Origin of the sequence: Aliivibrio sp. EL58 (assembly GCF_900312675.1) — a bacterium.
Lineage (GTDB): Bacteria > Pseudomonadota > Gammaproteobacteria > Enterobacterales > Vibrionaceae > Aliivibrio.
Genome location: NZ_OMPC01000001.1, coordinates 161219 through 184898 on the forward strand (window position 1 = coordinate 161219; position 23680 = coordinate 184898).

22 protein-coding genes and 2 tRNA genes are annotated in these 23680 nt (G+C 37.5%); 18 read left to right on the forward strand and 6 right to left on the reverse strand.

The window, feature by feature from the left end:
- The first annotated feature begins 181 nt into the window (after window positions 1-181).
- The 5 genes from ED622_RS00705 (at window position 182) to ED622_RS00725 (ending at window position 3577) form a co-directional block, all read left to right on the forward strand.
- A complete protein-coding gene (locus ED622_RS00705; protein WP_122032067.1) occupies window positions 182-1126 on the forward strand; it encodes a TerC/Alx family metal homeostasis membrane protein in 945 nt (314 codons plus the stop codon).
- A 161-nt stretch (window positions 1127-1287) separates the two neighbouring features.
- Window positions 1288-1785, forward strand: coding sequence for a RimK/LysX family protein (locus tag ED622_RS00710; protein WP_122032068.1), 498 nt, complete (start codon window positions 1288-1290; stop codon window positions 1783-1785).
- Window positions 1786-1867: 82 nt separating this feature from the next.
- Window positions 1868-1958: transfer RNA gene (locus ED622_RS00715), tRNA-Ser, on the forward strand.
- Window positions 1959-1996: 38 nt separating this feature from the next.
- Window positions 1997-2073, forward strand: a tRNA-Asp gene (locus tag ED622_RS00720).
- Window positions 2074-2320: 247 nt separating this feature from the next.
- Window positions 2321-3577, forward strand: a complete 1257-nt coding sequence (locus ED622_RS00725; RefSeq protein ID WP_122032069.1) for a sensor domain-containing diguanylate cyclase — start codon at window positions 2321-2323, stop codon at window positions 3575-3577.
- On the opposite strand, the gene ED622_RS00730 is transcribed toward ED622_RS00725, so the two are convergent.
- On the reverse strand, window positions 3574-3810 hold the full coding sequence (locus ED622_RS00730) for a DUF3389 domain-containing protein (RefSeq protein WP_122032070.1): 237 nt from the start codon (window positions 3808-3810) through the stop codon (window positions 3574-3576). The two genes, ED622_RS00725 and ED622_RS00730, sit on opposite strands and share 4 nt — an antisense overlap.
- 199 nt (window positions 3811-4009) lie before the next feature.
- Here ED622_RS00730 and ED622_RS00735 point away from each other — a divergent pair, with 199 nt between their 5' ends.
- Window positions 4010-5137 (forward strand): fatty acid desaturase, encoded by a 1128-nt coding sequence (locus ED622_RS00735; RefSeq protein WP_122032071.1) that lies wholly within the window; start codon window positions 4010-4012, stop codon window positions 5135-5137.
- Window positions 5138-5210: 73 nt separating this feature from the next.
- On the opposite strand, the gene ED622_RS00740 is transcribed toward ED622_RS00735, so the two are convergent.
- Window positions 5211-6170: a trypsin-like serine protease gene (locus ED622_RS00740; protein WP_122032072.1), complete on the reverse strand. Its 960-nt coding sequence runs from the start codon at window positions 6168-6170 to the stop codon at window positions 5211-5213.
- 195 nt (window positions 6171-6365) lie between these two features.
- Between ED622_RS00740 and ED622_RS00745 the strand changes: the two genes are divergently transcribed.
- Window positions 6366-7382 (forward strand): acyltransferase, encoded by a 1017-nt coding sequence (locus ED622_RS00745; protein WP_174213423.1) that lies wholly within the window; start codon window positions 6366-6368, stop codon window positions 7380-7382.
- Window positions 7383-7386: 4 nt separating this feature from the next.
- Here the strand turns inward: ED622_RS00745 and ED622_RS00750 are convergent, their stop codons facing one another.
- A complete protein-coding gene (locus tag ED622_RS00750; RefSeq protein ID WP_122032074.1) occupies window positions 7387-8292 on the reverse strand; it encodes a LysR family transcriptional regulator in 906 nt (301 codons plus the stop codon).
- A gap of 192 nt (window positions 8293-8484) precedes the next feature.
- On the opposite strand from ED622_RS00750, the gene ED622_RS00755 reads away from it, so the two are divergent.
- Window positions 8485-10536 carry an alkyl/aryl-sulfatase gene (locus ED622_RS00755; RefSeq protein WP_122032075.1) on the forward strand — a complete coding sequence of 684 codons (2052 nt, stop codon included), beginning with the start codon at window positions 8485-8487 and terminating at the stop codon, window positions 10534-10536.
- A gap of 144 nt (window positions 10537-10680) precedes the next feature.
- Complete coding sequence (locus tag ED622_RS00760) at window positions 10681-11055, forward strand: hypothetical protein (protein WP_122032076.1); 375 nt, start codon at window positions 10681-10683, stop codon at window positions 11053-11055.
- Window positions 11056-11057: 2 nt separating this feature from the next.
- On the opposite strand, the gene ED622_RS00765 is transcribed toward ED622_RS00760, so the two are convergent.
- Together ED622_RS00765 and ED622_RS00770 are read right to left on the reverse strand one after the other, a co-directional pair.
- Window positions 11058-11966: a DUF808 domain-containing protein gene (locus tag ED622_RS00765; protein ID WP_122032813.1), complete on the reverse strand. Its 909-nt coding sequence runs from the start codon at window positions 11964-11966 to the stop codon at window positions 11058-11060.
- A 142-nt stretch (window positions 11967-12108) separates the two neighbouring features.
- The gene (locus ED622_RS00770) at window positions 12109-13011 is read right to left on the reverse strand and encodes a DUF5666 domain-containing protein (RefSeq protein WP_122032077.1); all 903 of its coding nucleotides are present in this window, start codon (window positions 13009-13011) and stop codon (window positions 12109-12111) included.
- 82 nt (window positions 13012-13093) lie between these two features.
- Between ED622_RS00770 and ED622_RS00775 the strand changes: the two genes are divergently transcribed.
- The 8 genes from ED622_RS00775 (at window position 13094) to ED622_RS00810 (ending at window position 21363) form a co-directional block, all read left to right on the forward strand.
- Complete coding sequence (locus ED622_RS00775; protein ID WP_122032078.1) at window positions 13094-13759, forward strand: response regulator transcription factor; 666 nt, start codon at window positions 13094-13096, stop codon at window positions 13757-13759.
- A complete protein-coding gene (locus ED622_RS00780) occupies window positions 13734-14993 on the forward strand; it encodes a HAMP domain-containing sensor histidine kinase (protein ID WP_122032079.1) in 1260 nt (419 codons plus the stop codon). Before ED622_RS00775 ends, ED622_RS00780 begins: the two co-directional genes overlap by 26 nt.
- 70 nt (window positions 14994-15063) lie before the next feature.
- A complete protein-coding gene (locus ED622_RS00785) occupies window positions 15064-16236 on the forward strand; it encodes a YcbX family protein (RefSeq protein WP_122032080.1) in 1173 nt (390 codons plus the stop codon).
- A gap of 88 nt (window positions 16237-16324) precedes the next feature.
- On the forward strand, window positions 16325-16741 hold the full coding sequence (locus tag ED622_RS00790) for an RNA-binding S4 domain-containing protein (RefSeq protein WP_122032081.1): 417 nt from the start codon (window positions 16325-16327) through the stop codon (window positions 16739-16741).
- 190 nt (window positions 16742-16931) lie between these two features.
- Window positions 16932-17261, forward strand: coding sequence for a multidrug efflux SMR transporter (locus ED622_RS00795; RefSeq protein ID WP_122032082.1), 330 nt, complete (start codon window positions 16932-16934; stop codon window positions 17259-17261).
- Between the two features lie 72 nt (window positions 17262-17333).
- Window positions 17334-17951 (forward strand): NAD(P)H-dependent oxidoreductase, encoded by a 618-nt coding sequence (locus tag ED622_RS00800; RefSeq protein ID WP_122032083.1) that lies wholly within the window; start codon window positions 17334-17336, stop codon window positions 17949-17951.
- A gap of 6 nt (window positions 17952-17957) precedes the next feature.
- Window positions 17958-19874, forward strand: a complete 1917-nt coding sequence (locus ED622_RS00805; protein WP_122032084.1) for a monovalent cation:proton antiporter-2 (CPA2) family protein — start codon at window positions 17958-17960, stop codon at window positions 19872-19874.
- Between the two features lie 385 nt (window positions 19875-20259).
- A complete protein-coding gene (locus ED622_RS00810; protein WP_122032085.1) occupies window positions 20260-21363 on the forward strand; it encodes a winged helix-turn-helix domain-containing protein in 1104 nt (367 codons plus the stop codon).
- 35 nt (window positions 21364-21398) lie between these two features.
- On the opposite strand, the gene ED622_RS00815 is transcribed toward ED622_RS00810, so the two are convergent.
- Window positions 21399-22901 (reverse strand): DUF3612 domain-containing protein, encoded by a 1503-nt coding sequence (locus tag ED622_RS00815; protein ID WP_122032086.1) that lies wholly within the window; start codon window positions 22899-22901, stop codon window positions 21399-21401.
- Between the two features lie 135 nt (window positions 22902-23036).
- On the opposite strand from ED622_RS00815, the gene ED622_RS00820 reads away from it, so the two are divergent.
- Window positions 23037-23600: a hypothetical protein gene (locus ED622_RS00820; protein WP_122032087.1), complete on the forward strand. Its 564-nt coding sequence runs from the start codon at window positions 23037-23039 to the stop codon at window positions 23598-23600.
- Window positions 23601-23680 lie beyond the last annotated feature (80 nt).

Consider the following 23680-nt stretch of genomic DNA (forward strand, 5'->3'; position numbering starts at 1 on the left):
ACTTAATCTTGTTCAGATATCGTCATCCCGAAGCCTTGGCTTCCGGTATCTGTAAGTGGGCAAATGAATGCCAATCGCTTTGACAAGACCAAATACCATAACGTTAATTTTATTGTTTATGGTGGAAGGTTTACTCACTCATTTTAGCGGGACTCCTTTCACCTATTTGTAAGGAATTATTATGTCACCGTTAACTTGGGAACTTTTTGGTTTCGTTGTTCTCGCTCTATTCGCTCTAGATATGTTTCAAACAAGAAAAGAAGCACCTAGCTTAAAAAAAGCTTTAGTGTGGTCACTTTTCTGGTTCGTACTTGCTTTCATTTTCTGTGCAGCTCTTTATGTTTACTGGCCATTAATGGCACCAGAAAGCAGCTATTCAGCGAAAGACGCTAGTATCGCCTTCATTACAGGCTACTTACTTGAAAAAATGCTTAGCGTGGACAATCTATTCGTCTTTGCATTAATCTTTAGTCAATTTGCCGTACCTGAATCAAGCCGACCTCGAATCTTACTGTGGGGTATTATTGGTGCACTAGCGTTACGTGCAGTAATGATCTTTGTTGGTGCAGGGTTATTAGCTCAATACCATTGGATATTATACATTTTCGCCGTATTCTTAATCATCACGGGTGTTAAACTGTGGTTTGCGAATACCGAAGAGAACAGTGATTTCTCATCATCAAAATTAGTCATGTTTGCGAAAAAATACATTCCATTTGATGACAAGTACGACGGTCATAAATTACTTACAAAAATAAACGGAAAAACGATAGCAACGCCTTTACTGTTAGTTGTAATTGTTATTATGTTTACAGACATTATGTTTGCGCTAGATTCTATCCCTGCAATATTTGCTATCACTCAAGAACCTTTCTTAGTGTTTGCTGCAAATGTGTTTGCATTATTAGGTTTGCGCTCTTTGTATTTTGTTCTTCAAGGCATGTTAGATAAGTTCTGCTACTTACAACCTGCTTTAGCATTTATTCTAAGTTTCATCGGTATTAAGATGTTCTTGGTTGGTACTGCATATGAAGTACCTACTGTAATTTCACTATTAACCATCGTTGGTATTATTACATTGGCGATTATTGGTTCTATTATGAAAAATAGATCTCAAAACGCTTAACCCCCATAGTACAGCGGTAACCAATTACGGATACCGCTGTTTATTTCATTTTTTGCATAAATCTGTCCTATTCTTTACATACCATTGAACTCAATTCAGATTTAAACGTCTATTATTTACCGATACTTTTCATTTCATCAAACTTACAATAAAAGGCATCCATGAAAAAACTAATCCTCTCTACATGCTTATTGTTACTTTCTACTTCCAGTTTTGCTGCAGAATCATGCTCTAATAAAACCATCGTAGGCCAAATTGAAACCATCCATATCAAAGAATTAGACTCTAATTACCAAGCTCGTATTGATACAGGGGCAGCGACCACTTCAATCCATGCAACTAATATTGAGATTCTTGGAAAAAAAGATGAAAGTGAAGATATGCGTGATCATTTAGGTGATACCGTAAAGTTCACAACTTACAATGAAAATAACGAAGCTTCTGAACATACAGGTCGTATTATTAAGGTAAGTAAAATTCGTAATGCTCAAGGCGTTGAACGCCGTTATGCCGTTAGAATGCATTTAGCATTTGATGGAAAAGATAAAAAAATAGCAGTAAATCTGCGTGATAGAAGTAAGTTAGATTACAAACTTTTAATCGGTCGTAACTGGTTAGAAGGTGATTATTTAGTCGATGTAGAGAAAAATGCAGAATAACGTTTATTTTTTAAACGGTTAACTTCTTTTTTTCAAAAAATGCTTTACATAAAAATCAAAGCTGACTATTATTCTCGGCATTGGAGGGATGGCTGAGTGGTCGAAAGCACCGGTCTTGAAAACCGGCAACCGTTAATAGCGGTTCTAGGGTTCAAATCCCTATCCCTCCACCACTTTTCAAAATTCAGATAGAGTCTGGGTTTTAAAAATTGGAGCGGTAGTTCAGTTGGTTAGAATACCGGCCTGTCACGCCGGGGGTCGCGGGTTCGAGTCCCGTCCGCTCCGCCAACATCAACGAAGGCATTGTCGAAAGACGATGCCTTTTTTGTATCTGTCGAATATGGAAATAACTACTTTTTAAAATCCAGATAGCGTCTGGGTTTTAAAAATTGAAGCGGAAATTCAATTAATAAGTCTTATTCTTTTTTCTGCGTTATTAATACTACAGCCATCACACTTTAATTTATCTTTTTGGGTTTCTTTAAACTTAACAAAGGTATAGCATGGATGTTTAGGTACATAAACAGAGTGCGCAATGAAACCAATACATATTGATTCGACCTATGGCGTAGTTGTTCACCGTGATTTTTTTCCGCTTTATGCAGATGAAAAATACGCTCAAATGTTTGGTTTCGATTCTACTGATGCTGTAATGAACCTTAATTCTTTGTTCGATATCATTGACCCAAAGTTTCATTGTGCAGCCCAACAAGCCTATAACGACGTTATGTCAGGCAAAGAACAGCCGAAAGTTCGCTCCTATGTGAATCAAAATGTTCATGGCCAAATATTCTCAGTATTAACGGTTGACCATGTTATTGAATGGGAAGGTGAATCTGCGCTTCAAATTACGGTTATTGATATGTCAATGATCGACCATGCCAATCAACAAATTTTAGAGCAAGAACAAAAGTATAAAGACCTCATTTGGAATTCATTACAAGGTATCCTTGTTCATAGAGACTTTAAACCATTGATGATCAATCCTTCTTTTGTTGAAATCATCAGAGCAAAATCTGTTGCTGAAGTAATGGCTCTAGATAACTTCATGCATATTATCCCAGAGCATAACCACAATAATGCTAAAAATCGTTATCAAGATCTGATTACTGGAAAAGTAAAATCTACGAATTCAATTGTTGAAAATATCGCATTTGATGGTGAGCTACGCTACTTTCACTTATTTGAGAGTGTGATCAATTGGGATGGTGAGCCCGCCGTTCAAAGTTCCATGATTGATGTAACAGAAAAACATAATTTAGAAAGACAAATTAAATACCAAGCATCACATGATGATTTAACCGGGCTTTTAAATCGCCGAGCTATTTCAGAAAAAATAGCTAAAAAAACACCGACTTCATTTTGCCCTTCAGAAACATGCCTATTGATTGATATTGATAACTTTAAGCTTATTAATGATCAATTTGGTCATTATGCCGGCGATGAAGTGATTAAACGCTTTTCTCAATTATGTAAAACGATCATTAGCAATTCAGGTTTAGTCGGACGCTGGGGCGGCGAGGAGTTTATTATATTTCTACCACACCAAGATAAAAAACAAGCCTACGCTCTTGCAAAACGTATTCTTCTCGAATGTGAAAAAGAACGCTATGAATTTTCAGGAAATCAGCATACCGTTACCGTAAGCATTGGTATCAGTATCTGTTCACCTAAACATTGTAATATTGAGGCATTAATTCAAGACGCAGATAACAACATGTATAAAGCAAAACAACAAGGTAAAAACCAAATTGTCCTGCCTAGTCAAATACATACTGAAAACTGTTGTTAATAAAACTCGATAGCAACTCCAATCTCTTGAGCAAGAAGCTCTAGTTGCTCACTATTATCAAGCTTAATCGACCACTTCATACCACTTCCCACTGCACTTATTACATTAGCACCACCAATTAAAGTCAGTGCATCTATCTCTGCCTGCACTGTAGTTCTAGATGTATTATTTAATCGAATAACCAATTCATGCTGATTTGCAATTATATCGCCTTCTGAAAAAGTGATTTTCATTCTTCTTTACTTCTATCTAACCAATTGAGTTCGAATTATATCAAGTTTTCTCTTCTTTATTTAATTTATGAACACATGAAACATAAGCATGATTGCGATGAATCACATTTGTTACATATTCATCACTACCTTTTCTTGACTAAAATATCCACACAAACTATTCTAGCGCACAACTGTACGCTTAAATGGAATATTTATTATGCATCAAGGATCAAAACCACCTATTATTTGGTTAAATGTATTTATATTTACATCAAGTTTATTACTCGCTTTAGTCGCTACCCCTCTTTACGCCTATTACAATGGCTTAGGTAGTGAACATTGGATCTGGCTATTAGTCGCTTTCAGTTTTTGTAACCTATCTATTACGGCAGGTTATCATCGTTTATGGTCTCATAAAGCTTATAATGCTCACCCTGCCTTACGCTTTATTTTTGCTTTAGGTGGCGCATTCGCACTACAAAATAGTGCTCTGCATTGGTCTTCGGATCATCGTGTTCATCACCGTCATGTAGATAATAATGACAAAGACCCTTATTCAGCCAAACGTGGGTTTTGGTACTCACATATAGGGTGGATGCTACGTCACTACCAACCTGCAACTTATAACGATTACGCTAATTGCCGTGATCTACAAAAAGATACCGTAGTAATGTGGCAACATAATCATTATGTACCGTTAGCTCTTCTTATGAACATTGGTATTCCAGTGCTTCTTGGCATTATCTACGGAGACATTATAGGAATGCTGCTTATGGTTGGTGCAGTACGTTTAGTATTAAGTCATCACACAACTTTCTTTATCAACTCACTTGCTCATATTTGGGGCTCTCAGCCTTATACTGAAAAAAACACTGCGCGTGATAATGGCATTTTAGCAGTATTTACTTTTGGTGAGGGGTACCATAATTACCACCACATTTTTGAAAATGATTATCGTAACGGTATTTACTGGTGGCAATATGATCCTACAAAATGGTTTATTAAAAGCTGTTCATGGTTTGGCTTAACCACGAAGTTACGAGTTAGCCCTCAAGCTAAAATAGAAAAAGCTAAAGCCCTTATGTTACGTAAGAAAGCAGAAGATAAAATTGCATCACTCCATAATTATCATGCCGTTAAAGAACATTTAGAAGCAGAGTATGATGCGTTGATTGAACGTATGTCAGAATATTACGATTCGAAAAAACAGCTTCTTGATAATAAGAAAAATGACTTATCGAAAAAATATGAGCTAGCGGTTCTTAGTGTTCAACATAAGCAAATTAAATTGCAGTTTGAACAACAGAAAAAATCATGGAACAGTCTTGTTCTACAATATGTTTAATTTTGTTTCTCTTTAAATACTAAAAAGGACACCTCATCACGAGTTGTCCTTTTTTATCACCTGAACGCTATTGTTAACTTAATTTACGACGGGAAAAACCAAAGATGTATAATGCAAGTAAACTTCCAAAGGTGAGCGCCCCACCAGAACTCCCACTACTTGCTGTCGCCGAAGTCGTTGGCGCGATCTCTCCCCTCTGCGCCTGAAGGATCCAATCCTTATATTGACTAACATCCGTAAAAACCGATTGAGCAGCAACATTTTTATCCCCACAAGTTCCTGGGCCAAAACTCACAATTCCTATTTGTTTATTATTCCAAATCAATGGCCCACCAGAGTCTCCTTGGCAAGTCGCGGTCACTAAGTCTGAATCACTAATGGGTGGATCTGGCTCTTTACCTTTGGTACAAATTAATTTATCTGTAATCGTAATTCCCTGCCATGAACCACAATTTTCAGAACTAACATAATTAACCGATGCTTCCATAAATTGTAAATCAGGGTTCTTCTGACTAGTACTTAAACGTCCATAACCAACAATAGTCAAAACCTGATTCTCATCTTGATATAGCTCTTGATCATCAGAAGTACTCAAACTCACCTTCTTAATTAAAGCATAAGTTGGCAGAGGCTGAGATAGCTCTAGTACCGCTACATCATTAATTAGTGTTGAATTATCATAATTACTAGGATAATAAATATTTTTAACTGCGACCCGCTGAACAGCAAACATCTCTGGCGCATTATTAGCATCTATCGCAACTTTAGTATTTGCAATATTAAAATCAGAAATATCATAAACACAATGTGCCGCTGTTAATATATGAGTTGCATCTAACACAGACCCACCACAAAAAGGATAAATCGTATTCGGTTGACTTTCATACTCAAACATTAATGAAGCCATAAATGGGTAATTTGCTACATCAGCATCAATTCCACCCACAATATATGGTGTCACTATAGCTTCTTCCGCTTGTAAAACAGGCGAGAAAAATGATACTGATAACAATAATCCTATAAGTATTTTCATGTTTACCCCTTGATACAACAGTAAAACATGTTAATAATACATTGAATCCATGTTGTAATGTTAGTTCATGTTTAGTCTTTAATCATACTTTTGACTACAAGCCACAAATAAAAAAACACTTACAATATTAAGACATTTATTAATTTCTTTTGCGATATAACCTATCAACGAACGCTAATGACAAGAAGTAGGAAGATAATGGGAAGAGTTTTCTTTTTTGATTTACTAAGATGCATTGCTGCGATTGCAGTCGTTGCGATTCACGTATTGGCTCCCTATCGACATGAGTTGAATTCAATTCCTTTTGATCAGTGGGCAACGGCAGTATCAGTAAACAGTTTGAGTCGTTGGGCAGTTCCGGTGTTTATTATGATAACCGGAGCATTAATGCTCAGTGATAAGAGAGAGTTTGATGCACCTTATTATGTAAAAAAACGACTCGGAAAGGTACTTGTTCCTTTTCTTTTCTGGTCTGTCTTTTATGCTTTATTGTCAGGGTTAACCGCGCAGGGTTATGATTTTGAAGCAGCAAAAACGGTATTGATCGATCTGCCTTTTGAATACACCTATTACCACTTAGGGTTCTTTTATTACTTTATTCCACTTTATATTGTTATCCCGTTTTTTCGAGTGATGGTTCAAAAAATGGATAACACCGCTCTCTTTTCACTTATTGGTGTGTGGTTACTTACTACCTGTTTCTTTCTTGTCAAATTTAAAGGTTTCTGGAGCACAGAGATCTGGCTGTATAGTGGTTACTTATTACTAGGCTATGCATTATACCAACGAGTTTCGTTAACTAAAACGAACACCATAATCGCACTGTTGATTGGAATTACTGCATTAGCAACGACGGTTTATATGGTGATAAGCCAAAGTCTACTATTAGGAGAATATACGGTAGGTAGATGGTTATCTTATAAGACCATAAACACCGTCGCTGCGGCTGGAATGCTGTTTTTTGTTTGCCGTTATTATGGTGAATCACTGTCTGATAAATCCCGCACCATTGTCGGTTTTATTAGTACCTACAGCCTAGGTATTTACTTACTCCATCCATTATTCTTATGGCCAATGAAAAATTACGCGTGGTACGAAGGGCATAACCCGATGTGGGTCATTCCGGTTTGGGTTGTCCTTAGTGGTGCTGGCGCACTTGGCTTAAGCTGGTTACTTTCTAAATCGAAGAAAACAGCATGGCTTGTGCCTTAATTCTCTAAACCTGTTCGGCTGCGATAATTAATTGTCGCAGCCATTGATTCGCTTTATTGTTTTCAACCTTAGTAGCCCAAAGCATATGGATTTTTGTTGCCCGAACAGGAAAAGGAACATCCAATAGTTGTAACCCAAAACTCTCTTTATACTGGGAAATCAAACGAACCGAATTAATACCAATAAAGTCCGATTGAGCAACACATGCCATCATTCCCATCATAGAAGTATGCTCACTGCCCATTTTGCGATTTGGCAGTGCTTCCTCAGCTAAGTAATCTGTTATCGTCTGCTTAAAGCGGCGGATATTTAGAAAGGCATGATCTTCTTCAAAAAAACTATCTCGAGTAATACTTCCAACTATTCTTGGATGCCCGCATCGTGCAATGCAACAGATTTTATCTTCTGACACCACTAGGCTTCTCAATGATGATTGTCTTGGTTTCATCACATCTAATACCAAATCCACTTTCTCTAACATCAAAGCATCAATAATATCGTTTTCATTACTCGGTAGCTCTCTTAAAGTAACAGTAATGTCACTCTCTTTAAGCAGCGCTTTTAATCTTATTTGCAATTGAGGGATTACAGACTCTAGTGCATAAATAGAAAAGGTTAGTTTCGATGTTTTAGGATCAAATTCCTCACCTTCTTCTCCTACGTTTGCTAAAACCATAACTGATGGCTCTACTTGCTTAAACAGGTTCTCCCCATAATTCGTCATCTCAATGCCACGGCCCGAGCGAGCGAACAACTCACTGCCTAAAGAGGCTTTTAAACGACGAATAGCATTACTGACTGACGACTGAGTTAAATCAAGCTCTTCTGCCGCTTTAGTGAATGAACCGGTTTGACACACAGAAACAAAAACTCGTAATAAATTCATATCGAAATCTTTTTGTTTTGGCACTATTCATTCCTCTCTGTTTTTACTCATTAAAAACCCATTACATTTATATTGTAAATGTTAAGTATACAATTTTCTCTATTTTTAAAATGTATATAGATCACTAATATTGGTTTCAGCACTGAGGCAAATCGCGAAGTTAAAGCCTCACACAACTTTATTATTCAGTTCTAATTTACTTAAACCGGTGGATTTATGAAAAAGACTATTTTAGCTATTGTTATCTCATCAATATCTTTAAGCTCTATCGCTGCGGATCACGACCATGAACACTTTAGTGAAATTGGTAAACAAGGCGGCAAACCAGCAACCAAAACAACTATTGAGAAAAATGACGCTTTCGCAAAAACATTAAACTTTTCTGATACTCGTGCTTTTGAAAATAATAACAAAGGTCTGATTGCTTCATTCGATAAAAAGACCGGTGACATTATCCGTAATAGCTTTGACTTTATCGACCCATCTGTAGCTAACGCTGATAATGCACCTGATTCAGTAAACCCATCGCTATGGCGTCAAGCAGTATTAAACCAAGCAGCTGAAGGTTTATACGAAGTCGTTCCAGGGAAAATCTATCAAGTTCGTGGTACAGACTTAGCTTCAATCTCTTTCATTCGTAGTGATAATGGGTGGATTGCCTACGACGTATTACTAACACGTGAATCAGCAAGCCAATCATTAAAATTCTTCCAAGAAAATGTTCCTGAAGGTGGTGACTTACCTGTTGTCGCTATGATCTATTCTCACTCACATGCCGATCACTTTGGTGGTTCAGCAGCGATTAAAGAAGCCTTCCCTGATGTAAAAGTATACGGCTCAAAATACATCACAAAAGAGATTGTTGATGAAAACGTATTAGCTGGCAATGCCATGTCTCGCCGTACTGCTTACCAATACGGTGCAACGCTTAATCGTCACGAACACGGCATTGTTGATGCGGCGTTAGCGAAAGGCTTATCAAAAGGCGCAATTACTTATGTACTACCTGATTACGAGCTAAACCATAACGAAGAAATTGAAACACTAAACATTGATGGTTTAGAAATGCAATTCATGGATGCCTCTGGCACAGAAGCGGCGTCAGAAATGGTGACTTACATCCCAAGCATGAAGGCACTATGGACGGGGGAATTAACTTATCAAGGAATGCACAATCTTTATACACTGCGCGGTGCCAAAGTTCGTGATGGTTTAAAGTGGTCTAAAAAAATCAATGAAATGCTAATGACGTGGGGCTCAACAACTGACGTGCTATTTGCTTCTCACTCAGCACCAGTATGGGGAACCGAAGAAATCTCTGATTACCTAAAAATGCAACGAGATGCTTATGGCTTTACACACAACCAAACGCTTCGCTTGGCAAATGACGGTGTCGTTCTGCAAGACATGGGAGATGAGATTTACACGGTAATGCCAGAGAGTATTCAAAAAACGTGGCACACCAATGGTTACCACGGTACTTATTCTCACAATGCTCGTGCCGTTTACAATATGTACTTAGGCTATTTTGACATGAACCCTGCGAACTTAAACCCACTACCAGTAAAACCTGAATCTGCAAAATTTGTAGAATACATGGGTGGCAGTGAGTTAATTTTAGAGAAAGCAGAGGCTGATTTTGAAAAAGGCGAATACCGCTTCATTGCAACGGCTCTAAACAAGGTAATTCAGGTTGAACCTAAAAACGTAGAAGCTCGAAAATTACTGGCTGATACTTATGAGCAACTAGGTTATCAAGCTGAGGGCGCAGGTTGGAGAAACATCTATCTTACTGGTGCTCAAGAATTACGTGTAGGTACATTACCAGGCGCACCGAAAACTGCATCACCTGATGTACTTGCAAACATGACGATTGAAAACCTATTGGATTATTTAGCAGTACGTGTTGATTCAATGAAAGCTCAACACACACCGTTCACATTAAATGTTGTCATTCCTGATGAGAAAGAAACGTATTTTGTGGAAATGTCTAACGGCAATTTAAATAACATTTTAGTTGATAAAGAAGTGAAAGCTGACGCGACACTATTAATCAACCGTTCTGATGTTTCTAAGATCTTGCTGCAACAAATGACACTCGCCACATTGCTAGAAAACGGAAGTGCTGGAATTAAGGGTGACAAGTCAGTCCTACAAAAACTGACTGACTCACTAACCAATGCTGATGCTAAATTTGAAATTGTTCCTCGCCCAGCAAAAGGCGAAGAAGTTGATGCTGAGTTATATGAAACCGCTCATAAGCATTAATTCATTCAACCTTTTCAAATAAAGTAACTAACCGCCGATGATAAATAGCATCGGCGGTTTCTTTTCTTCTTTCAAACGAACCAAAAATATCACCTATACTAGAAATATGGATAAGTGATATTACATCTATTTTAGAGGCTTCTTATGAATAAATTTCTTATAAAAATCATATTTCTAACTTCAAGCTTATTCTTTTTAGGCTGTGCCAAAACAACAACAGTAACAAACCAAAACGAAGTCACGTCTCATTCTGTTGAGGTATTTTATAGCCCTCCAACAGAAAGAACCTATACCGAATTAGGAATGATCAATACTCAAACAGGACAAACTATCTTTCATGACAGAAGTAATGAAGGCATGGTGAAAAAACTGCAAGATGAAGCCGAAAAACTAGGCGCAGATGCCATTATTGTTAGAGCATCAAAAGAAGGCACATGGGGAGTTAAAGGTGGAGGAACTACAGGCTTCGAACGTGGTAACGCTGAAGCCATTGCAATTAAGTTTACTGACAACAAGTAAAATTATTGAGATTTAATCTTCTGATAAGTGCTAATAACAGCAAGAAGAATAAAGCCACTTAGTAACCCTATAATCCCATTACCAATCGTTAAATAGGTCGCAGCAACATAAGGAATACTAGGAAGTAAACTCACTACACTTTCTAGTGCATGGTGAACAAATGGAAGGCTGTGAACGACAATGCCACCACCGACTAAAAACATAGCGATGGTACCGACAACAGTTAAGAACTTCATTAACTTTGGTGCCATTGCCACTAAACCATTACCAATAGAACTTAAAATTCCCTCGCCTTTACTTTTACGCTGTAGATAAAATCCTAAGTCATCCATTTTTACGATACCAGCCACAAGGCCATATACACCAATGGTCATCAGTACTGCGATTAAGCTCATTACCAATACTTGAGTAATAAATGGGTGCCCTTGAACCGTTCCTAGTGCAATGACAATGATCTCAGCAGACAAAATAAAATCGGTACGAATCGCCCCTTTTATCTTCTTCTGCTCATAATCTTCAATGTCTTCTGGATTGGTTTGCGTCTCTTTTTCATGGTCTTCGTTTGCATCATGCTGGTGAAAGAATTTCTCATGGATTTTCTCAGCACCTTCAAAACAGAGGAACAAGCCACCAATGAGTAATAATGGAGTGATCAACCAAGGTGCAATTGAACTAATCAGCAAGGCAGCCGGAACTAAAATTAGCTTATTTTTGAATGAGCCTTTTGCAACGCCCCATACAACAGGGATCTCTCGTTCCGCCCTAACGCCTGACACTTGCTGTGCGTTAAGCGCTAAATCATCACCCAATACACCCGCGGTTTTCTTTGCCGCCACTTTTGACATTAACGCAACATCATCAAGTACCGATGCAATATCATCTAATAGTGTTAATAAACTTAACCCTGCCATTTTGTTTCCTTTTAATTCTTTTGAGTTCTCATTAAATAGTAAGCCGAATTTATCAATTGTCATGGCTTATTTTTTAGATAGTACATAAAAACAAAAAACCACAGACTCAATTAGATCCTGTGGTTTTTAGGATAACTACAAATTAATCGTTATCTAGTTCAATTTCTGTTGCTTCTAACACGCCATTTTTATTGATTAAATCAACTTCTACTTTTGCATTTAGTGCCAATATGCTGTTATCACTCGTGACATCTTCACCATTTTTATCTTCTTTAAAGAACTGAGTATTTTCAGTGATTGTTACTTTTGTTCTACCATTCAATATCATTAATGTTTTTTCAGGATTAAGAGCTGTGATATGCCCTTCTACTTCTGCATTAGAAAAGTCAGATACGTCTTCTACATCAACATCAATAGCTATGAATTTATTTGCACTATATGTACCTTCGACTTCAACCCACACGCCATTGCTTAATTCATTTACATCATCGTAATCTTTAGACTCAACAAATGTAGAGGTCAATTTGAACGTATTGTTTGCTCGATCAAAATCTGACACAACACCTTCATGCACATCATTAGGTAAAAAATCAGCGTTATAAATTGCTGTAATTACCCATTCTTTTGAGTCGTTAAGGTAACCAAATAACATAGCTCTTTGGTCAGCCAATATATTCTGCTTTGCTGCTAAATCAGCATGTTTAAATGTTTGCCCATTAATTGTAATATCAGCACTAGTAACGTGTGATACTTTGCCTACAACTACTGGCTCCAACTCAACTTCGTAAGCCGTACCATTATCATACTCAACTTCAACCTGCATTCCTTTATCAAGCTCAATGAAGTTAACTGGCATATCATTTAGTTTAATTTCAGCATGACTTACATTTAATGACTTCGAGCCTACTGTCATCGAATCATTGCTTTGATCAACCGACTCAATTGCACCAATGTATGAGCTTGACACACGGCTATCACTTGAATCATCCGAGCCACAGCCCGATAGCATTGCAGTTCCTAATAATAAAACAGCGACTTTTTTCATTTTTTAACCTAATTATTATAAATTATGTACTTTATGAGAGTACTATAATGATTAGTATGTGAAGGATTCGTGAAGAGATAAAATGAAAGTATTAATTGTTGAAGATAACCACCACGTTGCTGAAACTATTGCTGATTACCTTGAATTAGTCGGTATCGATATTGATTGCGCCTACCATGGTGTTGCAGCAATAGAAATCCTAAAAAAAGAGAGCTTCGATGTCATCGTAATGGATATCATGATGCCTAAACTGGATGGTATAAGCACAGTAGAAGCACTGCGTAGTGAGCATGCTTGCAGTACCCCTATTCTTTTCTTAACCGCAAAAGATACATTAGAAGATAAAATTCATGCCTTTGAAGTTGGCGGAGATGATTACCTTGTAAAACCATTTGCAATGGAAGAGCTGCATATGCGTTTACTTGCTTTATCCAATCGCGGTCGACGCACTGATATCGGAAAATTGACGTTTGAAGATATGGAAATGGACATCAAAGCCGGTACTCTATATCGGCAGGAAAAACTTATTAAATTAGCACCAATTCAGCTAAAAATCATTGCATTATTAATGAAAAAAGCGCCTGATATTGTCAGTAAAACTGAACTTGTAGAGCACATTTGGGGGGATGATTCTCCATCAAGTGATGCATTAAGAAGTCATTTATATACAATTCGAAATGCCATTGATAAAGGCTTTGATACACCACGACTAGAGACCATTCATGGAAAAGGCTACCGACTTAAATAATCGCTCACATCAACCGAGCTTTTTTAAAAAAATCCGTTGGACATTTGCCGTCCTTACCTTTTTGATGTTCGGACTCTTTTGGGCGGTTATTTATATCGCAGAAGATCAATTAGAAATCATTAGCCTACACCACTGGTTAGATACCGAAGCCACCCAATACACCAGAAAATATACTCAATTAGGTAAAGATACCCCACTGCCTAATGAAGAAGAGTTTTCTACGTATTGGAGTGAAAGAGAACATCCGCTTTGGCTTAACAACTACAAAAAAACTGGGTTATACGAGCAACTGCTAGGTACAGAAGATAAGCACTTTATTGTCATCGACCACCCTTCTGGTGATGGACTGCTTTATATTCTCTTTCAAGATGATGCCGATGATTACCTAGATGAGTATGAAGCCAACTTGCATTACATTACTGTAGGTCTAGGTATTCTTACGACTATTTTAATGGTTTTATACGGGGTATATTTTGTTCGTAGTATTTCAATCCCTCTGCGCCATATTCAACATAAAGTTGATTTAATGTCGCCTGAGCACTCTGACTTTACTATTGATACTAAATACCAAGAAACCCAAGATATTGAACGCTCATTACTAAAAAGTAAGCATCATATTGCTCAATTTTTTACTCGTGAAAAAGAGTTTAGTCGCTTCGCTTCTCATGAATTACGAACACCAATAATGATTATTAGCGGCTCAGCCGATCTACTTGCTAAAGTACCAGATCAACCTAGAGTCGCGCTCAAAGCAATTAATCGGCTACATCAAGCAAGTGAAGAGATGACGCTGCTTACTGAAACTTTTTTACTATTGGGTAAACAAGAAATAGAAGCTCATCATTTTCATCACTATCAAATAGAAGAGATCTTGCAGACTCAACTTAACCATTTAGAACCTCTATTTGCCAAACAAGAAATGGGCGCTCAACTAAGAATAGTTCAAGGTGAACCTTGCCTTGCTCCGAGCAGTTTTATAACGGTTGTGATCAATAACCTAATAAAAAATGCCTTTAGCTACAGCGTGGGCGACATTCAAATAAGCCTAGATAAAAACCAGCTGTGTATAATCAACTGTCATGATGGTAATGATACTTATAATGCTGGCTATGGTTGCGGGTTGGTGATTGTTGAGCGCATTTGTGAACGCATGGCTTGGGAATTTAATATTCAAAAAACTGAGAAAGACTTTATTACCACAGTCACCTTCAAATCCTATGAACTTTCAGAATAATAATGAGTAGAGAATAGGCAGTAAAATAAAAGAGAGTTTGATACACTTTACATAAATAACACCACAAAGAATGGATGCCAGCGTGAGTCAAATTAATTCAGTTTCAAATTTATCAAATATCAACGTATTCCCTGTAAAATCAATCGCAGGTATTTCACTATCTACTGCTCAGGTTGAAAAGCAAGGCTTACAGTGTGATCGCCGATTCATGGTTGCGTCTTTAGATGGAAAAATGATTACCGCACGTACTCATCCACAAATGGTCAAAATCAAAGCCATTATTGAACCAGATGGATTAGTTCTATGCTATCCAGGATTGATTGACCTGCATTTCACCTTTAATGAATTAGAAATGAAAGAGATCGATACAACCGTTTGGAGTGATACTTTTACGGCTTATTCCACCACAGAAGAAGCCAATCAATGGTTCAGCTCTATTTTAGGAACTGAAGCACAATTGCTATTCTCTGGCGAGCAATCCAATCGTATGCGTGAAAAAATTCAAACCAACGTAAGTTTTGCCGACGGTTACCCATTGTTGGTGATCAGTGAAGCTTCACTTGCTGAATTAAATAAACGCAGTAGCAGCCATCATACTATGGCTCAATTTCGAACTAACTTAGTCGTTTCAGGTAATGAAGCCTTTATTGAAGATTCTTGGAAGCGTATTCGTATTGGTGATGTTGAATTTGAAGTCGTTAAGCCTTGCCAACGCTGTATCTTAACCACGGTAAATCCAAATACCGCTCAGTATCATCCAAATAAAGAACCGCTAAAAACCTTTTCCACCTTCCGTGCTGACGACTCTGGTAATGTTTACTTTGGTCAAAACCTCATTGCTAAAAATGAAGGGGCGATTAAAGTCGGTGATAAGATCGAAGTATTGGAAACCAAAGAGAAAGAATATTATAAAGATTCAGGCTCCATTGCTGTAACTCAGCAAGTAACAGTAGATCCAATAAAAGCAAAAGAAGACACTAAATCAGAAGAGATCACCATCAGCTTAAACGGCAATTTATTCACTGGAAACACTGAAGAGCCTTTACTTCAACAAGTTGAGGCGGCAGGACTTAGCATCAATTACAGTTGTCGCTCAGGTTTATGTGGTGCTTGTCGAGTCACTTTAGAGTCTGGCGATGTTGAACAAGAAGACTCTCCTGCACTAAATCAGCGTCTTAAAGATGCAGGAATGATCCTAGCATGCTGCTCTGTACCTAAAACAGACATTGAAGTGGTTGATTAAGACTTTCACTCGCAAGCAGAGAAAGGCGCTAGGACGATGCCTTTCTCTCAGTTACAATAGCTATAATTCGTAATCCTAAGAGACCCACATGTCAGATCAAGAAGAATTTGAAGTAGAAGCGATTGGCGTTGAAGTAAATGTTCAACCTATCGAACTCTATAAAGTATTAAAAATTGCTAATGTTGTGAATGGCGGCGGTGAAGCTAAGCACATGATTAGTGAAGGCTATGTAGGTGTGAACGGCGAATTAGAACAACGTAAACGTCGTAAAATGTACGATGGTGATGTTATTGAATTCAATGAAGAATATTACGTTGTTATCTGTGATACTCCTGTTGGTGAGCTGCCAGAAATTGAAGAGAAACCTCAATTTATTCCAGTAGAACCTGAGTACACAGAGCCAAAGCCTAAAAAAGAGAAAAAAGAAAAGAAGAAGAAGCAGAAACCAGAAATTCCAACAACGATTGATCCAGAAAGCGGACGTCGTTCAATTAACTTCTTCTAATCCAGTTTCAATTATAAGCCCCTTACCCTTAGGGGCTTATTTATTATGTCCACTACAAATATTTTATCCTCCTTTCTTATTATTACAAATAAGCAAAAGTAATTATTTATTTTGCCTATTATCATTAAATTTGAAATAGCTATACTCTTCCCAACTTAATAACACCTTGACTCTAAATAGGAATAATAAAATGGGATGGCTTTTTCTCTTTCTTGCTGTAGCTTCTGAAGCACTTTCACATGTCGCCCTAAAAGCAACAGATGGTCTTTCACACCTTGTTCCTAATGTGATTGTTATTACCGGACACTTAGGGGCTTTTTACTTTCTTAGCCAAGCGATGAAAACATTACCGGTTGGTATCGCACACGCTTCTTGGGCAGGTTTGGCTATTATTGCTGTTACTCTTATTTCAAGTGCGTTTTATCACCAACATTTAGACAGCAAAATTTGGCTAGGTATTGGATTTATTAGTATCGGAATTGCGATCATAAATCTTTCATCAGTTCCACATACCCATTAAGCCCCTTTTATTGCTATGATTGTAAAGTATTCAAGATTTACTTTATAAACTTAGTAAAAACAAAGAGGTTTTATGACAAAGCAACCCAAAAAAGTATTGATATTATTTGCTCACCCTTCTCAACATCGTTCAGAAGTGAATGTCTCTCTAATAAAGGCAGCAAAGAAAATCGAACATGTCACCGTGGTTGATCTGTATCATGACTACCCGAAATTTAATATCGATATTGATAAAGAACAGCAACGCCTACTTGAACATGATGTCGTTATTTTTCAATTTCCACTTTACTGGTATTCAACACCCGCGATTTTAAAAGAATGGCAAGATATGGTACTTGAATACGGATTTGCTTACGGTACCGAAGGGAAATCATTAGAAGGCAAAATCTTTCTATCCGCCATTACTGCCGGTGGTAAAGAAGAAGCTTATCAAACCAATGGTTATAACCAATTTACTATTCGTGAACTTCTGCACCCTCTTGAACAAATGGCTTCTTTAACAAATATGGAATACATCGCGCCATTAGTACTTTTTGGTGCTCGGACCGCATTAGAAGATGAACGAGTAGAAAGGCATACAGAACGGTTTAAAAACTTACTCTCTGCGTTAATTAATGATCGCGTGGATATTTCAGTGGCGAAAACCTTACCTAAGCTAAACCACTCATTCGATAAATTTATTAAGGATTAACGCATTATGACGGGATATTTTTTACAAGCTTTTATCTATCTCTTTGCTGCTGTGATTGCCGTTCCTATCGCTAAGCATCTTGGTCTGGGATCTGTTCTTGGTTATCTGATTGCAGGGGTTGTAATTGGCCCAATCATCGGCTTAGTTGGCGAAGAAACAACAACAATTCAACATTTTGCTGAATTTGGTGTTGTAATGATGCTCTTTTTAGTCGGCCTTGAACTTGAGCCAAAAATGCTATGGGGAATGCGTAATCGCTTAATGGGGTTAGGTGGCCTACAAGTGGGTGGAACAACCGCCATTGTTATGGGGATTGCTCTGTTCTTTGGCCAGCCTTGGACTATCGCCCTCACCATCGGTTTAATCTTTGCACTCTCATCAACCGCTATTGTATTACAGACCTTTAATGAGAAAGGGCTAGCAAAAACAGAAGGCGGTCAAAATGCCTTCTCCGTATTGTTATTTCAAGATATTGCCGTGATCCCAATGTTGGCTTTTATTCCATTATTGGCATTGCCTGAATTAATTGAAAAAGCACAATTAGCGGCAGCAACCGCAGCAGAGCACCATAATGAAATAAGCTTAGTCGCAGGGCTCCCCGGCTGGGCTTATGGTTTAGTCATTACCGCATCCATTGCGCTTGTAGTGGTTGGTGGTCATTATCTTAGCCGTCCACTGTTTCGCTTTGTAGCAAGCTCTGGACTGCGTGAAATATTCACGGCAACGGCACTAATGCTTGTGATTGGTATTGCAGCTCTTATGAGCTTAGTGGGACTGTCACCTGCACTAGGAACTTTCTTAGCTGGCGTTGTATTAGCTAACTCCGAATTTAGACACGAACTCGAATCGAATATTGACCCATTCAAAGGGCTGTTGCTCGGGCTGTTTTTCATTACCGTGGGGGCAGGGATTGACTTCGGTATTCTGTTTGATGACTTCTTTACCATTATCGGTTTAACTATTGGGGTAATGGCACTTAAAGCCGCTGTTCTATATGTTTTAGCCTTAATCTTTAAGATTAAAAACAGTAATCGTTGGTTATTCACCTTAAGTTTGGCTCAAGCTGGTGAGTTTGGATTTGTACTATTGAGTTTTACGGTTCAAAACCATGTATTACCACCAGAAGTCGCACAGCCATTATCATTAGTTGTAGCCCTTTCTATGTTCTTTACTCCTGGGTTATTCATTCTTTTTGATAAAGTGATCTTACCTCGCTTCGAGCAAAAATCGAATGATAGAGAGTCGGATAGCATTGATGAAAAAGGCACGGTAATTATTGCTGGCGGTGGTCGATTTGGCCAAGTAGTTAATCGCTTCTTAGTATCAAACCATGTAAAAACAGTGGTTCTTGACCACCAAGCCGATCAGGTAGATACGTTACGTCAGATCAATACCAAGAGTTACTTTGGGGATGCTACTCGTCCTGATCTACTGCATACCGCAGGAATTGATCATGCAGCAATGTTGGTCGTTGCTATAGATAATCAAGAAAGCAGTGTTGAACTGGTTAAGTATGTTAAGCACACCTACCCTAAAGTTAAGATCTTAGCTCGTGCATTTGATAGAGGTCATTCTTATATGCTTCGTTGTGCTGGTGCTGATTTTATTGAATCTGAAACCACTCGTTCTGCACTTGAGATGGGGGCAGAAGCAATGCGTGGATTAGGCCAACACCCATTCCATGTAGAACAACAAAAAATAGCGTACAAAAAGGTCGAAAATCAAAGCTCTGATAAATTATATCAGGCGTGGTTAGATGATTCAGAAGGCGAGCGATTTGATAATAACTATCGCAAACTCTTCATTGAACTTGAAAGCACTATTAAACATGCCATGAGTAAAGATCGTTCTGACAAACACAACCAATCAGAACGTGCGTGGACACCACCACCAAAAGGCTATGCTGATGATCTTGATGAATAAATTTATATACTAATAATTTACTCCTACTATATGCTTATATTTTCAATTTAAAAATATAAGCATTATCATTACAAAATAAATGGTTATTTTTATTTTAAGTACCTTAAAATCGAAAACGAAACCTATGCGTAATTAATTTATTTGCTAAGTAAACAGATAAGATCTTATTAATTCATAAAGCATATTAAATTTCTACTCCTACGATACAAAGAATGCTATTTTTACATTAAAATTCAACTAGTTATAAGATTAAATTTTTTTATCGTCATCAACAAAAACATTCATCATTGATTGTTGTTTATTTATTGATAATGAAGTTTCTTTCTTGATATGCTTATCAACATGATAAAGGCACTTCCTTTGTTTCCTTCTCTTTGGTTACATAATGCTAAATAAGAATATTATACGATTTAAAGATATAACGTTTGACCCTAAAATAAATCAAATAATTAAAAACGACTGTACGATCAAGCTTACTTATAGTGAATCACGAATTTTACAACTGCTTTTAACTTCTCCAAACAAAATATTCTCGAAAGATGATATCTTTACATATGTTTGGAACGGTACAGCTAGTAATATAGGTGTAGTACCACAAACCATTTCGGTGTTACGAAAAAAATTACATAACAATGATATCTATATTATTGAAACTATTAAAAATAAAGGTTACAAAGCGGATACTTATGGTACTAGTTTTGGACAAAAAAAATTAAATCAAAGCCATTACATATTTTCTTTACTTATTCTTGTCGTTTTCTGTTTTTGTCTTTTTTTCTTTGAAAAAAAACTGAGACACACACCAAGCAAAACAGAACCAAGTTTAGAAATATTAATGCCAAACGTATTTCAGGTAAGTGACTCTCTGCCGTTTATTTTTGATCCTACTGTATTAAAAGAAAACATGACCTATTACATTAACCGACAAACTGAAAGTTTGAATATCTCAGCCTGTCATCAAATAAATAACAAATGTGATTTGGTTTATAATAAAATTATCTTCTTACAAAATGGGAATTTTGACTCTATAATTACCAAATATATTGACGAAATTAATTTCACTAATTCGCTATATAAAAAAGACATAAACAGCAATCAGGACCGATTTAATACAGCCTCGCAAGTTCTAGTTGATAGCGAAAGCGAAAAAGACTATAGAGGTCAAGTGATTGCAAACTATAGCTTAAAGAAGTCGAATAACCACAATAATTATTCTTATAACAAAGCATCTATTGTTATTGATGAAACAGGCTATCGTGGACAATGTACTTTCACTCGTAAAAGTGATGCTCATCCACTCCAATGCCAAGGAGAAGATTGTGTGAATTATTTTGGATCCATTTCAGATCCTAAAAAAGATTATGCTTATAGAAAACTTTTCCAACAAGCAACAAGCGGATTAAGTATTCACTTATTTCCGGTGAGTAGAGATGTCTCGCTATTTTATAATACAGAGTCGCAGCTCTCTTACTTGGTTTATCAATACTAAACGAATAGCCGTTAATTTATCATAATTAACGGCTATTATTTATAACAACTCGGCTTTCTTGGGCAAACTGCTCCACGAGAACAAATCACTCTCGCATCCGTTTCTAACCCACGTTCAATCCAATTAATATTCAGTATCTTAGCAACACTAATTAACTCTCTTTTTATTCCTTTTGCTATAGGGCTCTCACCACCATTTTTTACACATGCTTTTTGTAAATCACGAGCTAATGACACCGCATCTTTTCCCTGAGCTTCAATCGCAGGATTTAGATCTATTCCAGCACATAACACCCGATTATTACCCGCAGGATCAGTCATATTAACCGATTCACAACAATAGATACGAGGTTCATTATTTACATTAAGAATAGATATTTGCGCTGAACTTCCCTCTTTAGGTTCCGATAATCGTCTAAATACCGCCCAATGGTGACAAGGATCATTCACTTGTTTCATATTCCCCCAAGGTAAGGGAATACCATTGCCACGATAAACGGCCTTGAGCTTCCCTGGAGCATACGCATCAAAATAATGCCAATGAGGATAGGGAGAAACCACCGTCATTCGTCTCATCGCCACAGAAGGAGAAACTCCTGCTAAACGATGGGTATCTATTTCATATCCATGTCTATCAAGTAATTGCCTAAACGGAACTCGTGGACACAGTAATGCTCCCGCAAAGAAACTGGATTCAAAATCACGCCACGCATTTAAAATATCTTGTGCATTTAACGAGCTGTCAGTGTGGTGAATTTCATCATCAAACACGCGATGGCTACCGACAGACAAAGAGCTCTTCAAGCCTTCTTTGTTATGTAAAACACAGTGACCAATGTATACCGCTAAATCGTATTTCAATCGCGTCGGATGATTCTTTAAAATCTCATTCAGATAGACGGTGCAAGGTGGCTCAAAAAAGGACGTCAGTAACTCTTTACCGTTAACACCAAATTCATCAACAACGGACTTTGGCGTATCTTGTACCCACTTAAGAATTAAGCCATGATGCGCAGCCAAATCCATCATCTGCTCAACACTCAATGGTAATTGTTTCTGCCCTACCTCTTCAGCGGCACGTTCTAAATCTGGAAAGTGGTTTTGATTATTTTCTTGATGGGCTCGAATAAGAAGGTGCGCAAATTGACGGCCAGTGATCCCCGTTTGATTTAGCATTTCAGGGATCGCTATTTGTAAAATGTCATTGGAGAATAGAAAACTCGGTTCAAGTGCCATACCGCTGATACCACCTCTACGTCCCTTATCTGGCGTAATAGCTTGTGCTTCTGGCTCGCTATCCAAGAACCACGAAGATTCTTTTTGAAATACCGTAGCGATAACTTCCAACATATCAGCGCTGGGAACCCGCTTTCCTCTCTCTATCATAGAAAGATAAGACACTGACGGTGAATTCTCAGGATCAACTCGAATACAGCGAGTGGAGAGATCTTCCATCGTTAAGTGATTGCGTTTTCTCAGATTTCGAATTTTTGTTCCAAGAAAATGACTTTGTCTAATAATACTTTTTGACTGGCGCATCTTGTAAAATTCACACTGTTAAGTTTTTGTTGTGAAATTGTAGTAAATATTAAGCTAAGCTTCAATACAAGTAAGCAAACAACTCTGACCAGTGTGACTTACTTATCTTTCAGGACGAAAATTGAGGGCAAGACTATGGCTATCACAAATATAAACAACACGAATAATGCACAACAAGAAACTCCGTTTATGGCTGAAGCTGTCTATGCCGTAGAAAAAATGGGTGAAGATCATACTGAAGAAAAGCAATATCAAATAAAAAATCTATTAGACCAGTTATTTCCACTCACGAAAGGATCGCACCAAGACGTAACTAATTATCTGCTAGATTATCACCATTTAGTGGTTTTCTTTAAAGATGGTGGATGCAGTGGCTTACGTAATCCAGGAAAATTCGTTGCCTTTACCGGTCACCGATCATCACCTGATACTATCCTTTTAAAAGACAATAGCGGCAGCCATGTTGAGGTTATATTTGGTCAATCTGAAGCGGGAAAAAATACGCTTTCAGCCATTGATGATATTCAAATGGAAACCTGCACAACCTTTACTCAAGATTTTAGTCTTGCAGCCATGCGTCACTGGATCAGTCTGCTAAAGCGAGATGGGAAATCACAACCTAAAGCTCATCAAGAAGATAAAGAATACACAGCAAAGAATGGCGATGATTATCAACTAGCTTGCTGTTTTAGTATTTAATCTACCCTTAAAAATAAAAAGCCATCCCTGCAGTATTAAAGGATGGCCTTTCTTTTGTTCTTACGAATGTCTTATGACAC